We start from the raw sequence: 18,509 nt of genomic DNA, 5'->3' as shown, positions 1-18,509 counted from the left end.
GGCGTGCGGAATGGCACGTCCGGCCGTTCCGGGGCGCGGAACGGCAGGGCTCAGGCTTTGCTGGCGGCGACGGCAGGCGCTTCCAGAGGCTCTGGCAACGGCTCCGGAGTGGCGACGGCGGGGAGGGCGCGCGCGGCGAGGCGCCACTCCACCAGTTGCAGGCGGCCGTCCAGGTGCTCGACGATCGCCGTGCAGCTATCCACCCAGTCGCCGCAGTTCACATAGGTGATGCCGTCGATGTCGCGGATCGTCGCGGCATGGATGTGGCCGCAGATCACGCCATCCACCCCGCGTGCCCGCGTTGCGTGGATCACCGAGTCCTCGAAGTCGTAGATGAAGCTCACCGCAGTCTTGACCCGACGCTTGGCGTAACCGGCCAGCGACCAGTAGCCGGGGATGCGCAGCAAGCGCCGCGCGCGCGACAGCCAGCCGTTGATGCGCACCAGCAGGTTGTAGGCGATGTCGCCCAGCACGGCCACCCAGCGATGGTGGCGCGTGACCTGGTCGTACTCATCGCCATGCAACAGCAGGTAGCGCTTGCCGTCGGCCGTGGTGTGCAGGTACTCGGTGCGTAGCTCGATGTCGCCGAAGTCGATGCCGCAGTGCTCACGCAGCACTTCGTCGTGATTGCCCGGCACGAAGACCACTTTGACGCCCTTGCGCGCGGCCCGCAGTATCTTCTGCACCACTGTGTTCTGCGCCGGCGACCAATGCACGCCGCGGCTCATGGCCCAGAAGTCGATGATGTCGCCGACCAGGAAGAGGTGCTCGGTCTCATGCTGCTTGAGGAAATCCAGCAAGGCGTCGGCCTGGCAGCCACGGGTGCCGAGGTGGATGTCGGACAGGAAGATCGAGCGGACTTTTTGCATCGGAGCGGATCCGGAGGCGAGGGGCGATTCCGGGCGCGACGATAAGAAGATTGTGTGACAGGGCGATGACCGGGCGGTGCCGGTCTGGCCCTTTGCCAGTGCGCGGCCGATACTGCAAGCATTCCCTCACCCATGGAGGCCGCCATGCGCCCCAAGCCCCTGACCAAGGATGAACTGGACGCCGCCCTGGCCAGCCTGCCCGGCTGGCGCTTCGATGCCGAGCGCAACGGCATCCGCCGCGAGTACGTGTTCAAGGACTTCAGCACCGCCTTCGCCAGCATGACGCGGATCGCGCTGAAAGCCGAGCAGATGGATCATCATCCGGACTGGCGCAACGTCTACAACCGGCTCGAACTGACGCTCAGCACCCATGATGCGGGGGGCGTGACCGAACTGGACATCGCGCTGGCCCGCTTCTGCGAGCGACTCATGCAGTCGTCGAACTGAAGGCGGCGCCTTTGGAATCAGGTACGTGGCGTGCGAAGCTCAAGGAAAATGTCAGTGAAGCCGTAAGCACTTGGACATAGCGCGTTATCCTAGACGGATGCCTTACACAAACAGTGGGAGACAGGTGTGACGCTTGCGGGGAATGTCGGGCACCTGAGTGCAGGTGACGGGGGGGATGATCCCTTCCTGTTTGCCGATGAGCCGGATGCTGCTCAGGGCGAGCACCAGCAGTCCAGCCGCCGTGCCTGGCGCATCCTGATCGCCGACGACGACGAGGAGGTACATAGCGCCACCGCCTACGCCTTGCGCAACGTGGAGGTCGATGGCGCTCGCCTGGAACTCCTGCATGCACGCAGCGCGATCGAGGCCGAGGGCATCCTGCGGCACGAGGCCGGCGTTGCCGTGGCCATGCTCGACGTGGTCATGGAGACCCCTGACGCCGGGCTCTCCCTGGTGCAGGTGATCCGCAACGAACTCAAGCTGCGCACCCTGCGCATCGTGCTGCGCACCGGCCAGCCCGGCTATGCGCCGGAGCTGGAGGTGCTGCGCCAGTACGACATCAACGACTACCGCACCAAGTCCGAGCTGACCCAGACCCGCCTGGTCACCACCCTGATGGTCGCCATCCGTGCCTATGCGCAGATGGAGCTCATCGAGAGCAGCAATCGCGGCCTCACGGCGGTGGCGCACTCATCCAACAGCCTGTTCCGCGTGCGTTCCGCGCGCGAGTTCTCGCGCGCCCTGCTGGACCGCCTGAGCGCCTTGCTGGGGACCGAGGCGCACGGTTTCGTGTGCGTCGAGCCCAGCGCCAGCCTCGACCTTGGCGAGCCGGGCATCAGCGTGTTGCATGCCGGCGGGCGCTTCGTGGCCTGGATTGGCAGCGCGCTCGACAAGTGTGCCGATATCGATACCCAGCGCGCGGTCAAGCGCGCCATCGCGGCCAAGAGCTGCGTCTTCGATGGCCAGCGCTTCGTCATGTGGCTGGGCAGTGGCACTCGTGACGCGGCTGCTTATTTCGAGATCGACCGTCCGCTGCAGGACTTCGAGCTGCGCCTGATCGAAATCTTCGCCTCCAATATCGCGGTCGGCTTCGAGAACGTTGACCTGTTCGAGCGGCTCGATTTCTTCGCCTTCTTCGACCCGCTGACGCACCTGCCCAACCGCACCCGCTTCTTGGCCGACGTGGACCAGGATCTGTTTGCCCGCCAGAGCGGTTCGCGTTGCCTGGCCATTGCGGACGTGGTGCGCTTCTCCGACATCAACGACGCGCTGGGCCATCGCTGTGGCGACACCCTGCTGATCGGCGTGGCCAAGCGCCTGCGCTCGGCGGTTGGTCCGGGCATCATGATTGCCCGCATCTCGGCCGACACCTTCGGCCTGTTCGGGCCGGAGAACGCGATCGACCCGGCCGCCTTGCGCAAGGCCTTTGAAGCGCCGTTCTTCGTGCATGGCCATGCCCTGGTGGTGCAGGTGCGGCTGGGTATCGTGCGGGTGGCCGACAGCAAGGGGGGCGCCGTGGAGTTGCTGCGCAACGCCAATCTGGCGGTCAACCAGGCGCGGCATGCCGGCGGTGGCGCCTGCTGCTGGTTCTCGCGCAACATGTCGGAAGACGTGCAGGCGCGGGTGGCCATGTTGCACAACCTGCGCGCCGCGATTGATTTCCGCCGTGGCCTGTCGGTGCATTACCAGCCCCTGATGGATGCGCAGAGCAGGCAGGTGATCGGTGTCGAGGCGCTGCTGCGCTGGCGCAACGACTATGGCGAGATGGTGGCGCCGGATCGCTTCATCCCGCTGGCCGAACGTACCGGCATGATCAACGAACTGGGTCTGTGGGTGCTGGAGGAGGCGCTGGATCGTCTGTCGGTGTGGCACAAGCTGGGCCACGACTTCTACATGGCGGTGAACATCTCGCCCGTGCAGTTCCGCAGCGATGACTTCGCGGATCGCGTGAAGCAGGTCATCGACCTGTGCGACGTGCGGGCCGACAAACTGGTGCTGGAGATTGGCGAGGCCATCCACCGCGAGGACCAGGCCCAGGTGCATGCCCACCTGAGTCGCCTGACGGGGATGGGTATTCGCATCGCCATCGACGACTTCGGCTCCGGCCACGCCTCGCTGACCCATCTGGCCCAGCTCCCGGTGGGCATCCTCAAGATCGACCGCAGCTTCGTGCATGCCTTGGGTGACGGGGAGGTGGATCAGGCGGTGCCGGCCAGCGTGCTGACCCTGGCGCGCATGAGCGGCATGCAGGTGGTGGCAGAAGGCGTGGAGACGCAGGCGCAGATCGAGACCTTGCAGCGCCTGGGTTGCCAGTTCATGCAGGGCTATGCGCTGGGGCGGCCGATGCCGCCCGACCAGCTCGACGCCTGGTTGCGCGAGCGCGGCTGAGGCCTGTCCTTCCCAAGCCTTGGCGCCTGTGCGCGTTCAGTCGCGCAGGCTTACATCCATCCAGCCACGCAGGGCATTGCCTACCCGGATTCGTGTGGCCGCGGCCAGTGCTGCACGCGGGATCACCGCCTCGCGTACCGTGCCCCGGGCCAGCAGGCTGGCGCGCAGCACGCCTGGCAACAGGCCGCAGTGCCGGGCCGGTGTCAGCCATTTTCCGTCCAGCTCCACGAATACATTGCTGCGCGCGCCCTCGCACAGCTCGTCACGCTCGTTGCAGAACAGCAGGTCGAACAGGCCAGCCTGCATGGCCTGCTGCAGGGCGCCGTCGTAGAAGTCCCGCGCGCTGGTCTTGTGCTGCAGGCGCGGGTCGCGCGAATCCAGATTGAAGCCGCCCCAGGCTACGACCTGGGGCCCGGCCAGCGGGCTCAGCGGTGCGCCATCGAGTTGGCAGGCGCCATCGCGCGACAGGCGCAGGCGGACTCGCTGCGGGCCTGCGGGCAGGGTGCCGAGGTAGCGCTCCAGCTCGGCCTGAAGCGTGGCTTCGTGCCAGGCGAAACCGAGGGATTGGGCCGAGGCGCGCAGGCGTGCGAAATGCAGCTCACGCAGCACGATGCCTCCTTCCGCCACGTCATGACGCATCGTCTCGATCAGTTGCCACTCGTCCCGCAGGTGGGTGGCGAAGCGCGCCTTGACCATGCATTCGGCATGCTCGGCGCGACTGTCCGAATCCGCCACAATGCCGCTCCCCACGTCCAGGCGCAGCCCGTGATCGGCGCCGCACTGCAGGGTGCGGATCGGTACGTTGAGGGAGAAGTCGCCGTCCGGCGCGAGCCAGCCCAGCGCACCGCAGTAGAGGCCGCGCGGGCCGGCCTCCAGCGCATGGATGATCTCCATCGCACGGATCTTGGGTGCACCGGTCACCGAACCACAGGGGAACAGCGCCCGCAGCACTTCGCTGAACGGGGCGGTTACCGGCGCCGCCTCCACGGTCGAAGTGAGCTGGAACACGCTGCGGTAGGGCTCGACCTCGAACAGGCGTGGCACGCTGACCCCGCCCGGTGGCGCCAGGCGCCCCAGGTCGTTGCGGATGAGGTCGACGATCATCAGGTTTTCGGCGCGGTTCTTGTCCGACAGCAACTCGGCCTGTGCCGCTTCCGGCGACATGCCTTCCTGGCGTGGCACCGTGCCCTTCATCGGCCGGCAGCGCAGGCGCGCGCCCTCGCGGGCGACGAACAGTTCGGGCGAGCGGCTGATGATCCAGTCCTGCCCGTCGTGCAGCAGTACGCCGTGAGCGACGGGCTGCTGCTCGCGCAGGCGGGTGGCCAGGGCCAGGGGGTGGCCAAAATACTGGCCTTCGAGCGGGAAGGTGAGATTGACCTGGTAGCAATCGCCGGCCGCGATCAGCGCCAGCACACGTGAGGAGGCGGCCAGGTAGTCGGCCTGCGCCATGGTCGGCGCGAGGTTCAGGATGCCTGCGCTGCGCTGGCGGGGATCGAGGGCTTCGTTCTGTGCCTGCCACCAGTCATCGAGTGCGTTGCCACTCAGCTCACGGCGGCTGGCAAAGGCCCAGGCACGCAGCAGGGGGCCAGGGTGCTCGGGCAACAGGGGGTGCAGGCGCTTTTCCAGCGCGAGGCCCAGCTCATAGTGGGCGGCCAGCGCGACCCACAACCCCTCAGCCTGCCAGGCAGCGAGTCGTGCAAGGCAGGCATCCAGGTCTGCGGGGGCCTCACAGCACAGCGCGTGCTGGAGGTCTTCAAGCAGCACGCCGCGCCCGGGCTGCCCCACATTGTCTTCAAACAGCGCGAAGGGCAGAGGGGCAGACATACGGTGAATGCGGCGAGGGGCGGCCAAGCGACCGCGGCAAGGCGGGGCGTAGCGTCAGCGACGCGGAGCCGGGCGATAGCTGCGCGCCACGGGTTTGCTCTTGGTGGCAGGCTTGTAGCTCGACTTCACCGCACGCGAGCCGGCAGGGCTGCGTGGCAGCACTTCCTTCAGTACCTCGTGCTGGGCGCTGGAGCCGTTCGGGATCAACAGGGTATAGCCGGCCGCGAGGCGTGCGCCGCTGGGCAGGCCATTGGCCAGGCGCAACAGTTCTGCGCCGATGTTCAGGCGCTTGGCGACCTGTTCGATGCGCTCGCTCTTGCTGATGGAGTAGGTGCGCCAGGTCGACAGCGGGGCATCATGGCGCGACAGGTTGTCCTTGAACTTGCGGGCGTTTTCCACCGGCAGCACCAGTTGTGCGTTCTCTGCGCCGGGCATCACCGGCCGGTTGTAGCCCGGGTTCAGCGACAGGAATTCCTTGAGCGGCAACTCCGCGAGTTGCGCGGCGACCGCGATGTCCATGCGCTGCACGCGCTCGATGGTCACGAAGTAGGGCTCGTTCGGGACATCCGGCAGGCGGATGCCGTACTTCTCCGGGTTGGCCACGATGTTCTTGAGCGCCTGCAGCTTGGGCACGTAGTAGCGCGTCTCCTGCGGCATGCGCAGGTGGCTGTAATCGGTCGGCTTGCCGCTGGCTTTGTTGGCAGTCACGGCGCGTGCGACCGCGTTCTCACCCCAGTTGTAGGAGGCCAGCGCGAGCTGCCAGTCGCCATGCAGTTCGTACACGGCCTGCAGGTATTGGAGTGCGGCGTTGGTGGAGGCCACGATGTCGCGGCGCTCGTCGACCCACCAGTTCTGGGTCAGGTTGAAATCCTTGCCGGTGGAAGGGATGAACTGCCACAGGCCGGCCGCACGCGCAGAGGAGAAAGCCTGCGGGTTGAAGGCGCTCTCCACCATCGGCAGCAAGGCCAGCTCGGTGGGCATGCCACGCTTCTCCAGCTCGCTCACGATGTGGAACAGATATTTGCGGCCACGCTCGAACAAGGCTTGCAGCATGTGCGGTCGGGTCAGGTACCAGGCCATGCGGTCTTCCACCAGCTCGCCGCCGAGGTCCGGCATGCCGAAACCGCCCCGGATGCGGCCCCACACCTGTTCGTGCGGTGCGGCCAGGTCGACCGGCTTGATCGGCGGGGCGAAGCGTGGTTGATCCAGGTTGCCGAGGGCTTCCATCGGAGCCACCGCCGCAGGCTCCAGCGCGGGGGCCAGGCTCAGCGGAGCGTCGGGCGTCGCGGCAAGGGCAGCCTGGCTGAGCAGGCAGAGGGCGCAGGCAGGAAGCAGGGCGAGAAGCCTCATGTGCGGTGCCGGTTCGAGTGAGGGTGCGGCATTGTAACCTCAGTGGCTGCGGCACCCGTACAACGGTGATCGGAAAAGAAAGGTTTCGCCCGCGCTGATCGACGTGCGGCGCGATCGGCGGCAGCGTATGCTTGGGCGCAAGCCAAGATCACCCAGACCCACTGCAGGGTCCCATTCCATGAAAGCACTGGTCATCGACGACACCCTGACGAGCGCCATGCTGGTAGGCCACCAGCTGCGCAAGATGGGCATCGAGCCGGTGGTTGCACGTGATGGCCTGGCGGGGGTCGAGCTGTTCAAGGAACATCGACCGGATCTCGTGCTGCTCGATGTGATGATGCCGGGCATCGACGGCTACGAAGTGGCCAAGCGCATCCGCCAACTGGAGCGGAATGGAGAGTGGACGCCGATCATCTTCGTTTCCGGTCGTAACGACGACGAAGACATCGAGCGGGCGATTGCCGTGGGCGGTGACGACTACCTCGTCAAACCGGTGTCGGAAGTTGTGCTGGCCGCCAAGGTCAAGGCCATGCAGCGTTTCGCCCAGATGCGCCTGTCTCTGGTGGTGCTGACGCGCCGCCTTGACGAGATGAATCGCGAACTGACCCGGATCTCCTCGGTCGATGGGCTGACCGGCATTCCCAACCGTCGCCAGTACGACGAGAGCCTCAGCCGCGAATGGGGACGTGCCATGCGTAATGGCGCCGCCCTGAGCGTGCTGATGTGCGACGTGGATGACTTCAAGAAGTACAACGACCACTATGGACATCAGGCGGGCGACGAATGTCTCCGGCGGGTGGCCGGGGTGCTCGCTGCCAGTGCCAAGCGCCCGACGGACATGGCCGCGCGTTACGGTGGCGAGGAGTTCTCCGTGATCCTGCCCGACACGCATCTGGAGGGCGCCCTGCAGGTGGCCGAGGGCATCCGTCAGGGCGTGGAGCGCCTGGGCCTGCCGCACGCGGCGCGTGGTCCCGAGGCGGTAGTCACGGTCAGCGTAGGGGTGGCGAGTGTCGTGCCGGCGCGTGGCCAGCATGAAATTCCGTTCCTGGTGCGGCTGGCGGATGCCGGGCTATACCAGGCCAAGTCGCTGGGGCGTAATCAGGTAGCAAGCGTGATGGCCATCGAGGAGGCAGCCAGTCATGAGTAACAAGACGAGCGGGATCACGGTCGTGATCGCTGACGACAATGACACGACCCGTGCCATGCTGCGCGGTATCCTGCGCCAGGATGGCATCGAAGTGATCGGCGAAGCCAAGGATGGGCCGAGCGCTGTCGTCATGGTGCGCAAATTGGCGCCGACCTTGGTGTGTCTGGACGTGAACATGCCCAATGGCAGCGGGTTGGACGCGCTGGCAGAGATTAAGGCCGCCCACCCGGGCGTCAAGGTCCTGATGGTCACGGGGTCGACCGACCGCGATACGGTGCAGGCTGCCATTGCTGGCGGAGCCAACGGCTACGTGGTCAAACCCTTCAATGCCGCCAAGGTCATGGCGGCGGTCCGGCAGGCCACTGGTTTGCCGCAGACGGCGGCCTGATCAGGCAAATCCGTCTTTCCAGCGACGCAGGGCGGTGAATACCGCCAGCGGGGACGCCAGCGACCTGCCGGCATTCTCCTGCGCCGCGTTCTTCACGGCCTCGACGGCGCAGCGCAGGAACGGGTTATAGCTCCGTTCGTCCCGCAGGCGAACGGGCAGTGTGGGGCGGGACGCAGCACGCAAGACTTCGCACTCCGCCCGGCGTGCCGCGATCGCCGTGTTGGTGGGCTCGACGGCGGAGGCAAAGCGCAAGTTGCTCAGGGTGTATTCATGCGTGCAATACACCAGGGTCTCGTCCGGCAGGGCAGCCAGACGATTCAGCGAAGCATGCAATTGCTCAGCCGTGCCGCCCAGTAGTCGGCCGCAACCCGCCGAGAACAAGGTGTCGCCGCAAAACAACGCTGTGCCATGCAGGAAAGCGATGTGCGACTCGGTATGGCCGGGCACAGCGAGCACCTGGAAGGCTCCGGCTACGCCTGCCAGTTCGAAGTTGTCGCCATCACCGACCTTGTGCGTGACCATCGGGATGCGCGGATCTGCCGGGCCCAGCACCGGTACCGCGTGATGTTCAAGCAGAGCCTGAACGCCGCCGATGTGATCCGCGTGGTGATGGGTCAACAGGATGGCGCCAAGGCGCTGCCCGCTCTCTGTCAGGAAGGTCTCCACCGGCGCCGACTCGCCGGGGTCCACAACCACGACGAGTTCCGCCGTGCAGAGGGCCCAGATGTAGTTGTCCTTGAATGCCGAAAGGGGAACAATCTTCATGGTCAGCACATTCTGAGCCGGTGAAGCAGCATGTCAATCGAAAGCCTGGATTCCTGGATGGACAGCCCGCGCGGGCGCTACTTGTTGGCCTGGGAACTGCAGCAGAGCGATCGTCTGGTGGCCGATCTGTTCGGTTTCCATGCCCTGCAGATCGGCGTTCCGGCGCATGACTATCTGCGCAACAACCGCATTCCCTTCAAGTTCCGCCTGGGCGGCAGCGGTGCGGTCAGTGTCCTGGGCTGCAGTGAAGAACTGCCTTTCGCTTCGCAGAGCCTGGACCTCGTCGTCCTGCCCCATGTGCTGGAGTTCTGCGCCGACCCGCACCAGGTCTTGCGCGAAGTCGAGCGCGTGCTGATGCCCGAAGGCAGCGTGATCATCGCCGGTTTCAACCCCTACAGCACCTGGGGCTTGCGGCGTTCGCTGGCCGGCAACCTGGGGGCCTTGCCATGGAAGGGGCAGTATCTATCGGGGCGCCGACTGCGCGACTGGCTGTCCCTGCTGGGTTTCGAGGCGCGTACCAGCCGTTTCGGTTGCTATGCTCCGCCCGTGGCTTCCGAGGCGTGGCTCAAGCGCTGGTCTTTCATGGACTCGATGGGCGAACGCCTGTGGCCCTTTGGTGGCGGTGCTTACTTATTGCATGGCGTCAAACGGGTCGCCGGGATGCGCCTGATTGCCCCCAACTGGCGGGCTAGCCTGCAGCGCAAGAAAGCCATGGTGCCGGTGGCGCACCGGGACTCCTATCTGAATCAATCACGGAACAAGTAATGGAAGCAGTCGAGATTTACACCGACGGTGCCTGCAGCGGAAACCCGGGCCCCGGTGGCTGGGGCGCGATCCTGTGTGCGGGAGAGCATGAGAAGGAGTTGTGGGGGGGCGAGCCGTCGACCACCAACAACCGGATGGAACTGCTGGCCGTGATCCGTGCCTTCGAGGCCCTCAAGCGACCCGTCGTGGCCAAGGTCTATACCGACAGCCAGTACGTGCAGAAAGGCATATCCGAATGGATACGCGGCTGGAAGGCGCGGGGCTGGAAGACGGCCGACCGTCAGCCGGTCAAGAACGAAGACTTGTGGCGGCGGCTCGATGAGCTGGTGGAGGCGCATCAGGTGCAATGGCTGTGGGTCAAGGGGCACGCCGGCCACCCGCAGAACGAACGTGCCGACGCCCTGGCGCGACGCGGGATAGCCGATTTACGTGCAGATCCGGTTGTCGCACGTGCCTGAGGTGTTTGTGTTGCGCTGCGGCATTTAATGCTTGGGCGCTATGCTCAAGGTATTCCGCCTACATGGCGGAGGCGTGAAGAGTTTCATGGCTCGCGCATTCTGATATAACAAAAACAAAGACTTATATGTTGTTTTGTATGAATAAGGAATGCTTATTCGTGGATAGAAACAATTGTCCCCGAATTTGAAGTTTTTTCTTGCGTCGCACAAGCCGGGCCGGCATAATTCAAACCGTAGTGACTGAGCTTTGTGAGTTTTTCCGAAACCCAGTCCAAGATTGTCTCCTCCACCCTCCTCCTTTGGTGTGGACTTGGCGCAGCTCCTAACCGGGCTGCGTTTTTTTCGTCCACGTTTCGCCAAGGGGCGGGCGACCCCCTGAGCTTGTCCTGAAGAATCAGGGGCTTGTGGCGAGCCTGCGCAGCGCCTCCACTTGGTCCTGGATGGGTTGCGGGATGCTCTGGCGGCCGTCCAGCATGGCCTGAATCACGGCCACATTCTCCGGGATCGGGCATCCCGCTCCGCTGTCTTCCACGTCCCCCGGCGCCTGCTCGAACAGCACTTCGGCGTGCCCTGCGTGCAAGCCCAGCAGGCGCGGCCGGCGGCGTGGCGCGGCATACGCCTCGCCTTCGGTGCCGCGCATCAGCAGCGCGCAGCCATTTTCCATGAGCAGGAGCGCCTGCATCGAATCCAGGTAAGGGGGGTGGGTGACGGCCACCACGCGCACGCTGCGGCCGGGGCAGGGGTCCAGCAGCTTGGCCAGGGTATGGCCGCTGTTGCGTACCCCCAGGCGCGGGCGCAGGGCCAGCAGGCGGTCCAGTCCCGGGCACAGGCGTTCCAGGGGCAGGCAGGCCAGCTTGCGTTCGGCGAGCTGAAGTTCCGCGCCCTGGGTGTCGGGGGCGCACTCGATGCCCAGGGCGGCCAGTAATTCAAAGGGGCTCACGCGTGACTCGAAATCATGGCGTCCCTGGATCAGGACCGGGATGCCTTCGCGCGCCAGCAGCATGGCGACCAGTGGCATCAGGTTGGCTTGCTTGCGTGCGCCGTTGTAAGTGGGCAGCAGCACGCAGCGTGGGCCGGCTGGTACCGTCACGTGTGCGGTACGTGCATGCATGGCGGCCATGAAGCCCGCCATCTCTTCCGCCGTCTCGCCCTTGATGCGCAATGACAGGAGGATGGCGCCCAGCTCCATCTCAGGGACCTGGCCGTCGAGGATTTCTCCGAACAGTTGGGTAGCTTGCTCGCGCGTGAGGTCGCGTGCGCCCTTGGCGCCGCGACCGATTTCCTTGATGATCGGTGCGTAGTTCATGCGCGGGATTATCGCGCGACAGACGCGGAGGTCGGCAATGAAAATCGGATTCATCGGGCTGGGCATCATGGGGCGGCCGATGGCGCTCAATATCCTCAAGGGTGGATATGCGCTCAACGTTTGGGCACGTCGCGCCGAGTCCATGCAGCCCTTGGTGGCGGCGGGCGCCACGGGCTGTGGCAGCGCGGCGGAAGTGGCCGCGGCGAGCGATATCGTGATCAGCATGGTGGCAGATGCGCCGGACGTGGCCGAAGTCGCGTTGGGCGAGCAGGGTGTGGCGAAGGGCGCACGTCCCGGCCTGGTCTATATCGACATGAGTACCATCGCGCCCAGCGCTGCGCGCGAGATTGCCACCAGATTGGCGAGCCAGGGCGTGCGCATGCTTGACGCGCCGGTCTCAGGAGGCGAGGTAGGCGCCATCAATGGCGGCCTGACCATCATGGTCGGCGGCGAGGCGCAGGCCTACGAAATGGCCTTGCCGGTGTTCCGCTGCATGGGCAAGACGGTGACCCTGGTCGGGGAGTCCGGTGCGGGGCAGGTGACCAAGGCCTGCAATCAGATCCTGACTGGCGTCGGCGTGCTGATGGTGGCCGAAGCGCTCAACTTTGCGCGTGCTTCGGGGGTGGATCCGGCCAAGGTGCGCGAGGCCATGCTGGGTGGTTTTGCCTACAGCAAAGTGCTGGAGAATCACGGGCAGCGCATGCTGGACCGGCAGTTCAAGCCAGGGTTCAAGGCCTGGATGCATCGCAAGGACCTGCGCATCGTGCTGGAAGAGGCCCATCGCCTGGGCGTCGTGACGCCGACCTCGGCGATCACTGCGCAGATGCTCAACGCGCTGGTCGGCGGCGGGGAGGGCGAGCAGGACACGGTGTCGATCATCGCCTTGCTGGAGCGCATGAGCGAGGGCGCGGGCGATGCGTAGCCTGCTGCTGGCGGCCGTACTGGTCGTGCTGGCAGGCTGCGCCAGTCTGTCGGGCATGCAGGCACCGCAGGTGAGCGTGTCGGAGGTCAGCCTGGGCAAGGTGACGCTCACCGAGCAGCGGTTGCGCCTGCGCCTGCGGGTGGGCAATCCCAACTCACGTGAGCTGGCGCTTGACGGTCTGGTCTTCCGCCTGGAGGTCGCCGACCGCTTGTTGGCCCAGGGCGTGGGCAATCAGGCGGTGGTGATTCCGCCCCTGAGCGAAGGCATGGTGGAGGTGGAAGCCAGTCTGCAGACCATGGAGTTGTTTGGTCTGCTGCCCAAGATCGCCGAAGGGGATGGCAAGTTCGACTACCGCCTCAAGGGAGATGCCATGACACGTGACTACGGACGCATCCCGTTCTCGCGCGATGGTCGCATGGGCTTGCCGCTGGGGTCCTTGAAGTAGTTGTTCAGCGTGCCGCCACGCCGCTGCGCAGGCCGCCTACGGGGAGCAGACCACGCTCGGTGATGATGCCGGCGATCAGCGCGGCGGGCGTGACGTCGAAGCCCGGGTTCCATACCGGCGTATTGCGGTCGGTGAGGTCTACGTTCACCACTTCGTCGCCGTGCAGCAAGCCGGTGATGCTGAGTTGCTCGGCCGTATCGCGCTCTTCGATTGGGATGGCAGCGCCATTGGGGCAGGCGAGGTCAATTGTTGACCACGGGGCGGCGACGTAAAACGGCACCTGCGCGGCCTTGGCTGCGAGCGCTTTGAGCGAGGTGCCGATCTTGTTGGCGGTGTCGCCGTTGGCGGCGATGCGGTCGGCGCCGACGATCAAGGCGTCAACATGGCCGCGCGCCAGCAAGAGGCCGGCCGCGTTGTCGGAGATCAGGGTGTAGGGCACGCCGACCTGTTCCAGTTCCCAGGCGGTCAGCAAGCCCTGGTTGCGCGGGCGGGTCTCGCTGACCCACACGTGTACCTCGATGCCTTGCTGGTGGGCCAGGTAGATCGGGGCCAAGGCGGTACCCCAGCCGCAGGTGGCCAGTGCGCCGGCATTGCAATGGGTCAGCAGTTCGAGCGGGCGTCCTTCCTTGCGATGGCGGCGCAACGCGGTGAGGCCATGCTCGCCGATCTGGCGGTTGGCCTCGATGTCTTCCTTGCGGATCGCATCGGCCTCGCTCCAGGCGAGCAGCCGCCGCACGTTGTCCGGATGGTCGCTCAGCACATGCTTCATCCGGTCCAGCGCCCAGTGCAGATTGACCGCAGTCGGCCGTGTCGCGGCCAGGGTCTTGAGTGCATGGGCAAGATGCGTGTCGGAGGCATCCTCACGCATCGCGAGGGCCACGCCATAGGCGGCGGTGGCGCCAATCAGCGGAGCGCCACGCACCAGCATGCCTCGGATGGCGCTGGCGGCGTCGTCAAGATTGCGCAGCGCGACGATGCGGCGTTGCAGGGGGAGGGCGGTCTGATCGATGATCATGACGGCATTGCCGTCACGGCGGAGGGTGTCGAACTGCATGTGGCTGTGTGCGGAAACCGTGGTTGGCGGCAGCGCGCAGTGTGACAGGCCGTGACCCTGCGCGCTACACTGCAGCGCCGCGAATTACATTGCCTTGGTCATGCGCAATCTTCTGCTGTTCGTCCTGCTGCTGGTGGGAATCTGGTGGGTACGCCGCTCGCTGTCCAGGGGCGACCGACAGGCGCCGGGCGGCGAACACAAGGTGCCTGGGCACACCCCGCCGCCACGCGGCGAAGCGGAGCGCATGCGGGCTTGCGCCCACTGTGGCGTGCTGGTGCCGGAGAGCGAAGGCATCAATGCGACGGGGGTTTTCTACTGCGGCCCCGAGCATGCCCGCCTGGGACCACGAGACGATACGCCATGATGGAGACGGCTACGCCGCTCATCCCCGAGGAGTCGGCGCGGACGGTCTCGCTGCGTTACTTCAACCTGTATCGCATCGTCGTAGCGAGCCTGTTCGCAATCTTCGGTGCGCCCTTCGGCTTCGATGCGGCGAATCCGGCGCTTTACTACCTGCTCGCCTCGACCTACTGGGGGCTCGCCCTCATCTTCGCCCTGTGGCCCGCCGACAGTGCGCGTCCGCAAGGGGTGTGGCTGGCCTGCCAGGTGGCGGTCGACATCCTGGTGCTGACCGTGTTCATGTATCTGGCGGGTGGTCAGCGCAGCGGCATTCCCTACCTGATGATGACCAGCATCGCGGGGGCTGCCCTGGTCAGCGAAGGGCGCATGGTGTTCGGTTTTGCCTCGATGGCCACCATCGCGGTGCTGGTCGAGCAGTTCCTGCGCATCCTGACGGGCGAGGCGCCGAGCGCAGCACTCTCCGGCACCGGCATCACCTGTGTGGGTTTCTTCGCCGTGGCGATGGTGGCGCGCCTGCTGGCCATGCGTGCTCTGCACAACGAGGCGCTGGCGCGCCAGCGCGGTCTGGACCTGGAGCGGCAGATCCGTGTCAATGCACGCGTCATCGAAGACATGCAGGACGGGGTGGTGGTGGTGGACGAGTTCGGCATGGTGCGGCAGTTCAATCCGCGCGCGGTCGAGTTGCTCGGTTCGCTGCTGGCGCGTGGCGAACACATCAGCAGTGCTTCGGTGAACTTGTCGCGCTGCATCCTGAGCGAAGGTGCGTCGGGCGAGGAACCCCTGGTCGCCGAGCACAGCGGCCGCCAGTTGCGGATGCGCCAGGTGAGCGTGGGGGTCGAGCGCGACCAGATCCTGTTCCTGGAAGACCTTGACCGCCTGCAGTCCCAGGCTCAGCAGATCAAGCTGGCCGCGCTGGGACGACTGACCGCCAATATCGCGCATGAGATCCGCAATCCGCTGGCGGCGGTGACGCAGGCAGCGGAGCTGATGGGCGAGGAGAAGCGGACCGAGATGCTGCAGCGCCTGATCCGCATCGTGCGCGACAACGCGGCGCGCATCGACCGCATGGTGCGCGACGTGATGGAGTTGGGCCGGCGCGACCGCCTCACCCGCGAGCGCCTCGACCTGGCAGCCTACCTCCACACCTTCATCGAGGAGTGGAGCCTGCACACGCCGGCGGCCGCCTCCTGCGTGCGGGTGACGGTGGAGGAAGGGGGGGTGGTCATGTTCGACCGCGTGCACCTGCACCAGATACTTGCCAACCTGCTGGGCAATGCCTTGCGCTACTGCAGCGGTGCTCCGGCGGCCGTGAGGCTGGGCGTGCGCCCGCTCGATGATGACCGGCTCGTGTTGAGCGTAGCGGATGACGGGCCGGGGATTCCGGAGGAAGACCGGGCCAAGGTCTTTGAACCTTTTTACACTTCGGAGCCGAAGGGGACCGGGTTGGGCTTGTACATCGCCAGCGAGCTGGCCGACGCCAATGGCGCCCGGCTCGAACTGGTGCCCAGCTCGATCGGCGCCGAGTTTCACCTGAGCATAAGGAGAGCTGGATGAGTAACGTCAGCGAGCGTCGCGCTGCGCGTGGTGCGGATGTACTGGTCGTCGATGACGAGGCGGACATCCGCGAGCTGATCGAGCTGTCGCTGATGCGCATGGGCCTGGGGGCCGACACCGCCGGCAGCGTGAGCGAGGCGCGTGCGCTGCTGGGCACCAAGCGCTACCGGCTATGCCTGACCGACATGCGCCTGCCGGATGGTGATGGGCTGGAGGTGGTGGCGCACATCGCGGCGCATTGCGCCGACCTGCCGGTGGCGGTGATCACCGCGCACGGCAGCATGGACAATGCCGTGGCCGCGTTGAAAGCCGGCGCCTTCGACTACCTCTCCAAGCCAGTGACGCTGGAGCAGTAGCGTGCGCTGATCAAGTCGGCGTTGGATGTGGAGGGCGACGAGCACCAGGGGCAGGATCGGCACGCCGCTCCCTCTCAGTTCACCGGCGAGTCGCCGGCCATGGCGCAGGTGCGTGGCATGGTGGAGCGCCTGGCGCGCAGCCAGGCACCGGTCTACATCTCGGGCGAGTCGGGTAGCGGCAAGGAGCGCGCCGCGCGCCTGATCCATGCCCTCGGTTCGCGCGGCGACAAGCCCTTCGTGGCGGTGAACTGCGGGGCCATCCCCGAGAACCTGATGGAGAGCGAGTTCTTCGGCTACCGCAAGGGCGCGTTCACCGGAGCAGAGACGGACCGCGACGGCTTCTTCCACGCCGCGCATGGCGGCACCCTGTTCCTCGATGAGGTGGCGGACCTGCCGCTGGCCATGCAGGTCAAGCTGCTGCGCGTGATCCAGGAGCGCCGCGTGCGGCGCATCGGCGAGACGCAGGAGCAGCCCGTGGACGTGCGCATCATTTCCGCCACCCACCGCAACCTGCGCGAGCAGGTGGAGCAGGGGCGCTTCCGCCAGGACTTGTTCTACCGCCTCAACGTGATCGAGCTGCACATGCCGGCCTTGCGCGAGCGGCGCGAGGACATTCCGCTGCTCGCCGACACCATACTGGCTCGGCTGGCCACCGAGAGCGGCAGCCTCAAGCCGACGCTCACGCCGGCGGCGCTGGCCGCCTTGCAGGCCTATGCCTTCCCCGGCAACGTGCGCGAGCTGGAGAACATCCTGGAGCGTGCCATGGCCTTGTCGATGAGTGACCGTGTCGACGTGGCTGACCTGCGCCTCGATCCGGCCGAGGAGGCCGCCGACAGCACCAGCGCGCCCCCCGGGGGATCCCTGCAGGACTATCTGGATCACGTGGAGCGCCAGGCCATCAACGAGGCGCTGGGCAAGACGCATGGCAACCGCACGGCGGCCGCGCGCGTCCTGGGTGTGACCTTCCGCTCCCTGCGCTATCGCATGGAGCGGCTGGGCATGAAGGGCGAGCGCGCCGACGAGCAGTAGTTACAAGCCGGCCTGCCGAGCCAGCTCGCGCAGGTGCTGCTCGGAAGCGCGGAAGCCGGCCTGCTCGCTGTCGCTGAACTGGTAGTTGAGGATGCGCTGCACGCCGGTGCGGGCGATGACGCAGGGCACGCTCATGACCAGATCACGGACGCCGTACTCGCCGTCGAGCAGCACGCCGACCGGCAGCACCGAATGCTCATTGGCCTCGATGGCACGGATCAGGCGGAATACGCTGGCTGCGATGCCGTGGTTGGTGTTGCCCTTGCGCTGGAAGATTTCGAATCCGGCGTCCAGCACTTGTTGACGCACCAGATTCTTGTCGACCGGTGGCAGGCCGTTGAGCGCGCAATAGCGATCGATATCCAATCCGCACACATTGCAGATGCTCCACGGGATGAAGCCGGTGGAGCCGTGGTCGCCCAGCAGGTAGCCGAAGATGTTCTTCGGGTCGATGCGCACATGGTCGCCGAGGATGCGCAGGAAGCGCGCCGAGTCGATGATGGTGCCGGCCGAGATCAAGCGCGTGCGCGGGTAGTCCGAGGCGGCCAGCGCCACCTGGGTCATCACATCAACAGGATTGGTGACCATGATGACGATGGCCTCGGGCGAGTACTGCTCCACCTCGGCGATGATGGTGCGCACGATGCCGCTGTTGATGCGCACTAGGTCGTCGCGCGACTCACCAAGCTTGAGCTGCGCGCCAGCGGTGATCACCACGATGTCGCTGCCCGCCGTCTGGGCGTAGTCGCCAGCGATCAACAGCGGATTCTTGGCGTAGGTGAAGGCGGTGGCGTGGGAGAAGTCATTGATCTCGGCCAGCGCCTTGTCGGCGGCCTTGTCGACGGCGACGATCTCGGACACCTCGGACATGTTGACCAGGAAGCCGACGATCTCGGTGCCGACCGCACCCATGCCGATGACGGAAACTTTCATGTTGCAATCCTCTCGCGCTCTCGTGAAGCGCTGTGAAATGGAGAAGGTGGCGGGTAGCCAGTCGCCAGTGTAGCCTCGGCAAGTGGCCCTGGCTTGGCCTGGGTCATGTCTGTTCCGGCGCGCTCAAAATAAGCGCGAGGTGGCGGCAC

17 protein-coding genes and 1 pseudogene are annotated in these 18,509 nt (G+C 65.9%); 11 read left to right on the top strand and 7 right to left on the bottom strand.

Annotation, left to right across the window (positions count from 1 at the left end):
• Nucleotides 1-50 precede the first annotated feature (50 nt).
• Nucleotides 51-869, bottom strand: a complete 819-nt coding sequence (locus tag NMB43_RS13235) for a UDP-2,3-diacylglucosamine diphosphatase (protein ID WP_494348636.1) — start codon at nucleotides 867-869, stop codon at nucleotides 51-53.
• Between the two features lie 144 nt (nucleotides 870-1,013).
• On the opposite strand from NMB43_RS13235, the gene NMB43_RS13230 reads away from it, so the two are divergent.
• Both NMB43_RS13230 and NMB43_RS13225 read left to right on the top strand, forming a co-directional pair.
• Nucleotides 1,014-1,316, top strand: a complete 303-nt coding sequence (locus NMB43_RS13230) for a 4a-hydroxytetrahydrobiopterin dehydratase (protein ID WP_494348635.1) — start codon at nucleotides 1,014-1,016, stop codon at nucleotides 1,314-1,316.
• A gap of 126 nt (nucleotides 1,317-1,442) precedes the next feature.
• The gene (locus tag NMB43_RS13225; RefSeq protein ID WP_494348634.1) at nucleotides 1,443-3,704 is read left to right on the top strand and encodes a putative bifunctional diguanylate cyclase/phosphodiesterase; all 2,262 of its coding nucleotides are present in this window, start codon (nucleotides 1,443-1,445) and stop codon (nucleotides 3,702-3,704) included.
• Between the two features lie 36 nt (nucleotides 3,705-3,740).
• Here the strand turns inward: NMB43_RS13225 and NMB43_RS13220 are convergent, their stop codons facing one another.
• Both NMB43_RS13220 and NMB43_RS13215 read right to left on the bottom strand, forming a co-directional pair.
• On the bottom strand, nucleotides 3,741-5,528 hold the full coding sequence (locus NMB43_RS13220) for a chorismate-binding protein (protein WP_494348633.1): 1,788 nt from the start codon (nucleotides 5,526-5,528) through the stop codon (nucleotides 3,741-3,743).
• Between the two features lie 54 nt (nucleotides 5,529-5,582).
• On the bottom strand, nucleotides 5,583-6,878 hold the full coding sequence (locus NMB43_RS13215; protein ID WP_494348632.1) for a transglycosylase SLT domain-containing protein: 1,296 nt from the start codon (nucleotides 6,876-6,878) through the stop codon (nucleotides 5,583-5,585).
• 178 nt (nucleotides 6,879-7,056) lie between these two features.
• On the opposite strand from NMB43_RS13215, the gene NMB43_RS13210 reads away from it, so the two are divergent.
• Nucleotides 7,057-8,025 carry a diguanylate cyclase gene (locus NMB43_RS13210; RefSeq protein ID WP_494348631.1) on the top strand — a complete coding sequence of 323 codons (969 nt, stop codon included), beginning with the start codon at nucleotides 7,057-7,059 and terminating at the stop codon, nucleotides 8,023-8,025.
• On the top strand, nucleotides 8,018-8,413 hold the full coding sequence (locus NMB43_RS13205) for a response regulator (RefSeq protein WP_494348630.1): 396 nt from the start codon (nucleotides 8,018-8,020) through the stop codon (nucleotides 8,411-8,413). The genes NMB43_RS13210 and NMB43_RS13205 overlap by 8 nt, the downstream gene beginning before the upstream one ends.
• Here the strand turns inward: NMB43_RS13205 and gloB are convergent, their stop codons facing one another.
• The gene (gene gloB / locus NMB43_RS13200) at nucleotides 8,414-9,178 is read right to left on the bottom strand and encodes a hydroxyacylglutathione hydrolase (protein WP_494348629.1); all 765 of its coding nucleotides are present in this window, start codon (nucleotides 9,176-9,178) and stop codon (nucleotides 8,414-8,416) included. It lies immediately after the preceding gene.
• Nucleotides 9,179-9,208: 30 nt separating this feature from the next.
• Here gloB and NMB43_RS13195 point away from each other — a divergent pair, with 30 nt between their 5' ends.
• Both NMB43_RS13195 and rnhA read left to right on the top strand, forming a co-directional pair.
• On the top strand, nucleotides 9,209-9,943 hold the full coding sequence (locus tag NMB43_RS13195) for a class I SAM-dependent methyltransferase (protein WP_494348628.1): 735 nt from the start codon (nucleotides 9,209-9,211) through the stop codon (nucleotides 9,941-9,943).
• Nucleotides 9,943-10,401, top strand: a complete 459-nt coding sequence (gene rnhA, locus NMB43_RS13190) for a ribonuclease HI (RefSeq protein WP_494348627.1) — start codon at nucleotides 9,943-9,945, stop codon at nucleotides 10,399-10,401. The genes NMB43_RS13195 and rnhA overlap by 1 nt, the downstream gene beginning before the upstream one ends.
• A gap of 394 nt (nucleotides 10,402-10,795) precedes the next feature.
• Here the strand turns inward: rnhA and ybiB are convergent, their stop codons facing one another.
• Nucleotides 10,796-11,707: a DNA-binding protein YbiB gene (gene ybiB, locus NMB43_RS13185; protein WP_494348626.1), complete on the bottom strand. Its 912-nt coding sequence runs from the start codon at nucleotides 11,705-11,707 to the stop codon at nucleotides 10,796-10,798.
• 37 nt (nucleotides 11,708-11,744) lie between these two features.
• Between ybiB and NMB43_RS13180 the strand changes: the two genes are divergently transcribed.
• Together NMB43_RS13180 and NMB43_RS13175 are read left to right on the top strand one after the other, a co-directional pair.
• Nucleotides 11,745-12,629, top strand: coding sequence for an NAD(P)-dependent oxidoreductase (locus NMB43_RS13180; RefSeq protein WP_494348625.1), 885 nt, complete (start codon nucleotides 11,745-11,747; stop codon nucleotides 12,627-12,629).
• Nucleotides 12,622-13,074, top strand: a complete 453-nt coding sequence (locus NMB43_RS13175; protein WP_494348624.1) for an LEA/WHy family protein — start codon at nucleotides 12,622-12,624, stop codon at nucleotides 13,072-13,074. Before NMB43_RS13180 ends, NMB43_RS13175 begins: the two co-directional genes overlap by 8 nt.
• Nucleotides 13,075-13,078: 4 nt before the next feature.
• Here NMB43_RS13175 and mtnA read toward each other — a convergent pair whose 3' ends face one another.
• Nucleotides 13,079-14,128 (bottom strand): S-methyl-5-thioribose-1-phosphate isomerase, encoded by a 1,050-nt coding sequence (gene mtnA / locus NMB43_RS13170; protein ID WP_494348623.1) that lies wholly within the window; start codon nucleotides 14,126-14,128, stop codon nucleotides 13,079-13,081.
• 100 nt (nucleotides 14,129-14,228) lie between these two features.
• Here mtnA and NMB43_RS13165 point away from each other — a divergent pair, with 100 nt between their 5' ends.
• The 3 genes and pseudogenes from NMB43_RS13165 to NMB43_RS13155 all read left to right on the top strand — a co-directional run bounded on the left by NMB43_RS13165 (nucleotide 14,229) and on the right by NMB43_RS13155 (nucleotide 17,427).
• Nucleotides 14,229-14,492, top strand: coding sequence for a PP0621 family protein (locus NMB43_RS13165; protein ID WP_494348622.1), 264 nt, complete (start codon nucleotides 14,229-14,231; stop codon nucleotides 14,490-14,492).
• Nucleotides 14,489-16,042, top strand: coding sequence for a sensor histidine kinase (locus tag NMB43_RS13160; RefSeq protein WP_494348621.1), 1,554 nt, complete (start codon nucleotides 14,489-14,491; stop codon nucleotides 16,040-16,042). Before NMB43_RS13165 ends, NMB43_RS13160 begins: the two co-directional genes overlap by 4 nt.
• A pseudogene (locus NMB43_RS13155) lies at nucleotides 16,039-17,427 on the top strand (sigma-54-dependent transcriptional regulator). The gene NMB43_RS13160 and the pseudogene NMB43_RS13155 overlap by 4 nt, the downstream one beginning before the upstream one ends.
• On the opposite strand, the gene NMB43_RS13150 reads toward NMB43_RS13155, so the two are convergent.
• Entirely contained in the window at nucleotides 17,428-18,360 is a 933-nt protein-coding gene (locus NMB43_RS13150) for a lactate/malate family dehydrogenase (protein WP_494348620.1), read from the bottom strand.
• Between the last annotated feature and the right edge of the window lie 149 nt (nucleotides 18,361-18,509).

The sequence above is a fragment of the Uliginosibacterium sangjuense genome, from assembly GCF_059132465.1.
The sequence above is the reverse complement of the archived record's forward strand: the minus strand, read 5'-3'. Positions and strand labels throughout refer to the sequence as shown.

Bases quoted from the DNA above. Each gene is read 5' to 3' on its own strand.
- mtnA (WP_494348623.1), bottom strand. From the start codon at position 14,128: ATGCAGTTCGACACCCTCCGCCGTGACGGCAATGCCGTCATGATCATC.
- NMB43_RS13165 (WP_494348622.1), top strand. From the start codon at position 14,229: ATGCGCAATCTTCTGCTGTTCGTCCTGCTGCTGGTGGGAATCTGGTGG.
- NMB43_RS13150 (WP_494348620.1), bottom strand. From the start codon at position 18,360: ATGAAAGTTTCCGTCATCGGCATGGGTGCGGTCGGCACCGAGATCGTC.
- NMB43_RS13235 (WP_494348636.1), bottom strand. From the start codon at position 869: ATGCAAAAAGTCCGCTCGATCTTCCTGTCCGACATCCACCTCGGCACC.
- NMB43_RS13215 (WP_494348632.1), bottom strand. From the start codon at position 6,878: ATGAGGCTTCTCGCCCTGCTTCCTGCCTGCGCCCTCTGCCTGCTCAGC.
- ybiB (WP_494348626.1), bottom strand. From the start codon at position 11,707: ATGAACTACGCACCGATCATCAAGGAAATCGGTCGCGGCGCCAAGGGC.
- NMB43_RS13230 (WP_494348635.1), top strand. From the start codon at position 1,014: ATGCGCCCCAAGCCCCTGACCAAGGATGAACTGGACGCCGCCCTGGCC.
- NMB43_RS13175 (WP_494348624.1), top strand. From the start codon at position 12,622: ATGCGTAGCCTGCTGCTGGCGGCCGTACTGGTCGTGCTGGCAGGCTGC.
- NMB43_RS13180 (WP_494348625.1), top strand. From the start codon at position 11,745: ATGAAAATCGGATTCATCGGGCTGGGCATCATGGGGCGGCCGATGGCG.
- NMB43_RS13210 (WP_494348631.1), top strand. From the start codon at position 7,057: ATGAAAGCACTGGTCATCGACGACACCCTGACGAGCGCCATGCTGGTA.
- NMB43_RS13220 (WP_494348633.1), bottom strand. From the start codon at position 5,528: ATGTCTGCCCCTCTGCCCTTCGCGCTGTTTGAAGACAATGTGGGGCAG.
- gloB (WP_494348629.1), bottom strand. From the start codon at position 9,178: ATGAAGATTGTTCCCCTTTCGGCATTCAAGGACAACTACATCTGGGCC.
- NMB43_RS13160 (WP_494348621.1), top strand. From the start codon at position 14,489: ATGATGGAGACGGCTACGCCGCTCATCCCCGAGGAGTCGGCGCGGACG.
- rnhA (WP_494348627.1), top strand. From the start codon at position 9,943: ATGGAAGCAGTCGAGATTTACACCGACGGTGCCTGCAGCGGAAACCCG.
- NMB43_RS13195 (WP_494348628.1), top strand. From the start codon at position 9,209: ATGTCAATCGAAAGCCTGGATTCCTGGATGGACAGCCCGCGCGGGCGC.
- NMB43_RS13205 (WP_494348630.1), top strand. From the start codon at position 8,018: ATGAGTAACAAGACGAGCGGGATCACGGTCGTGATCGCTGACGACAAT.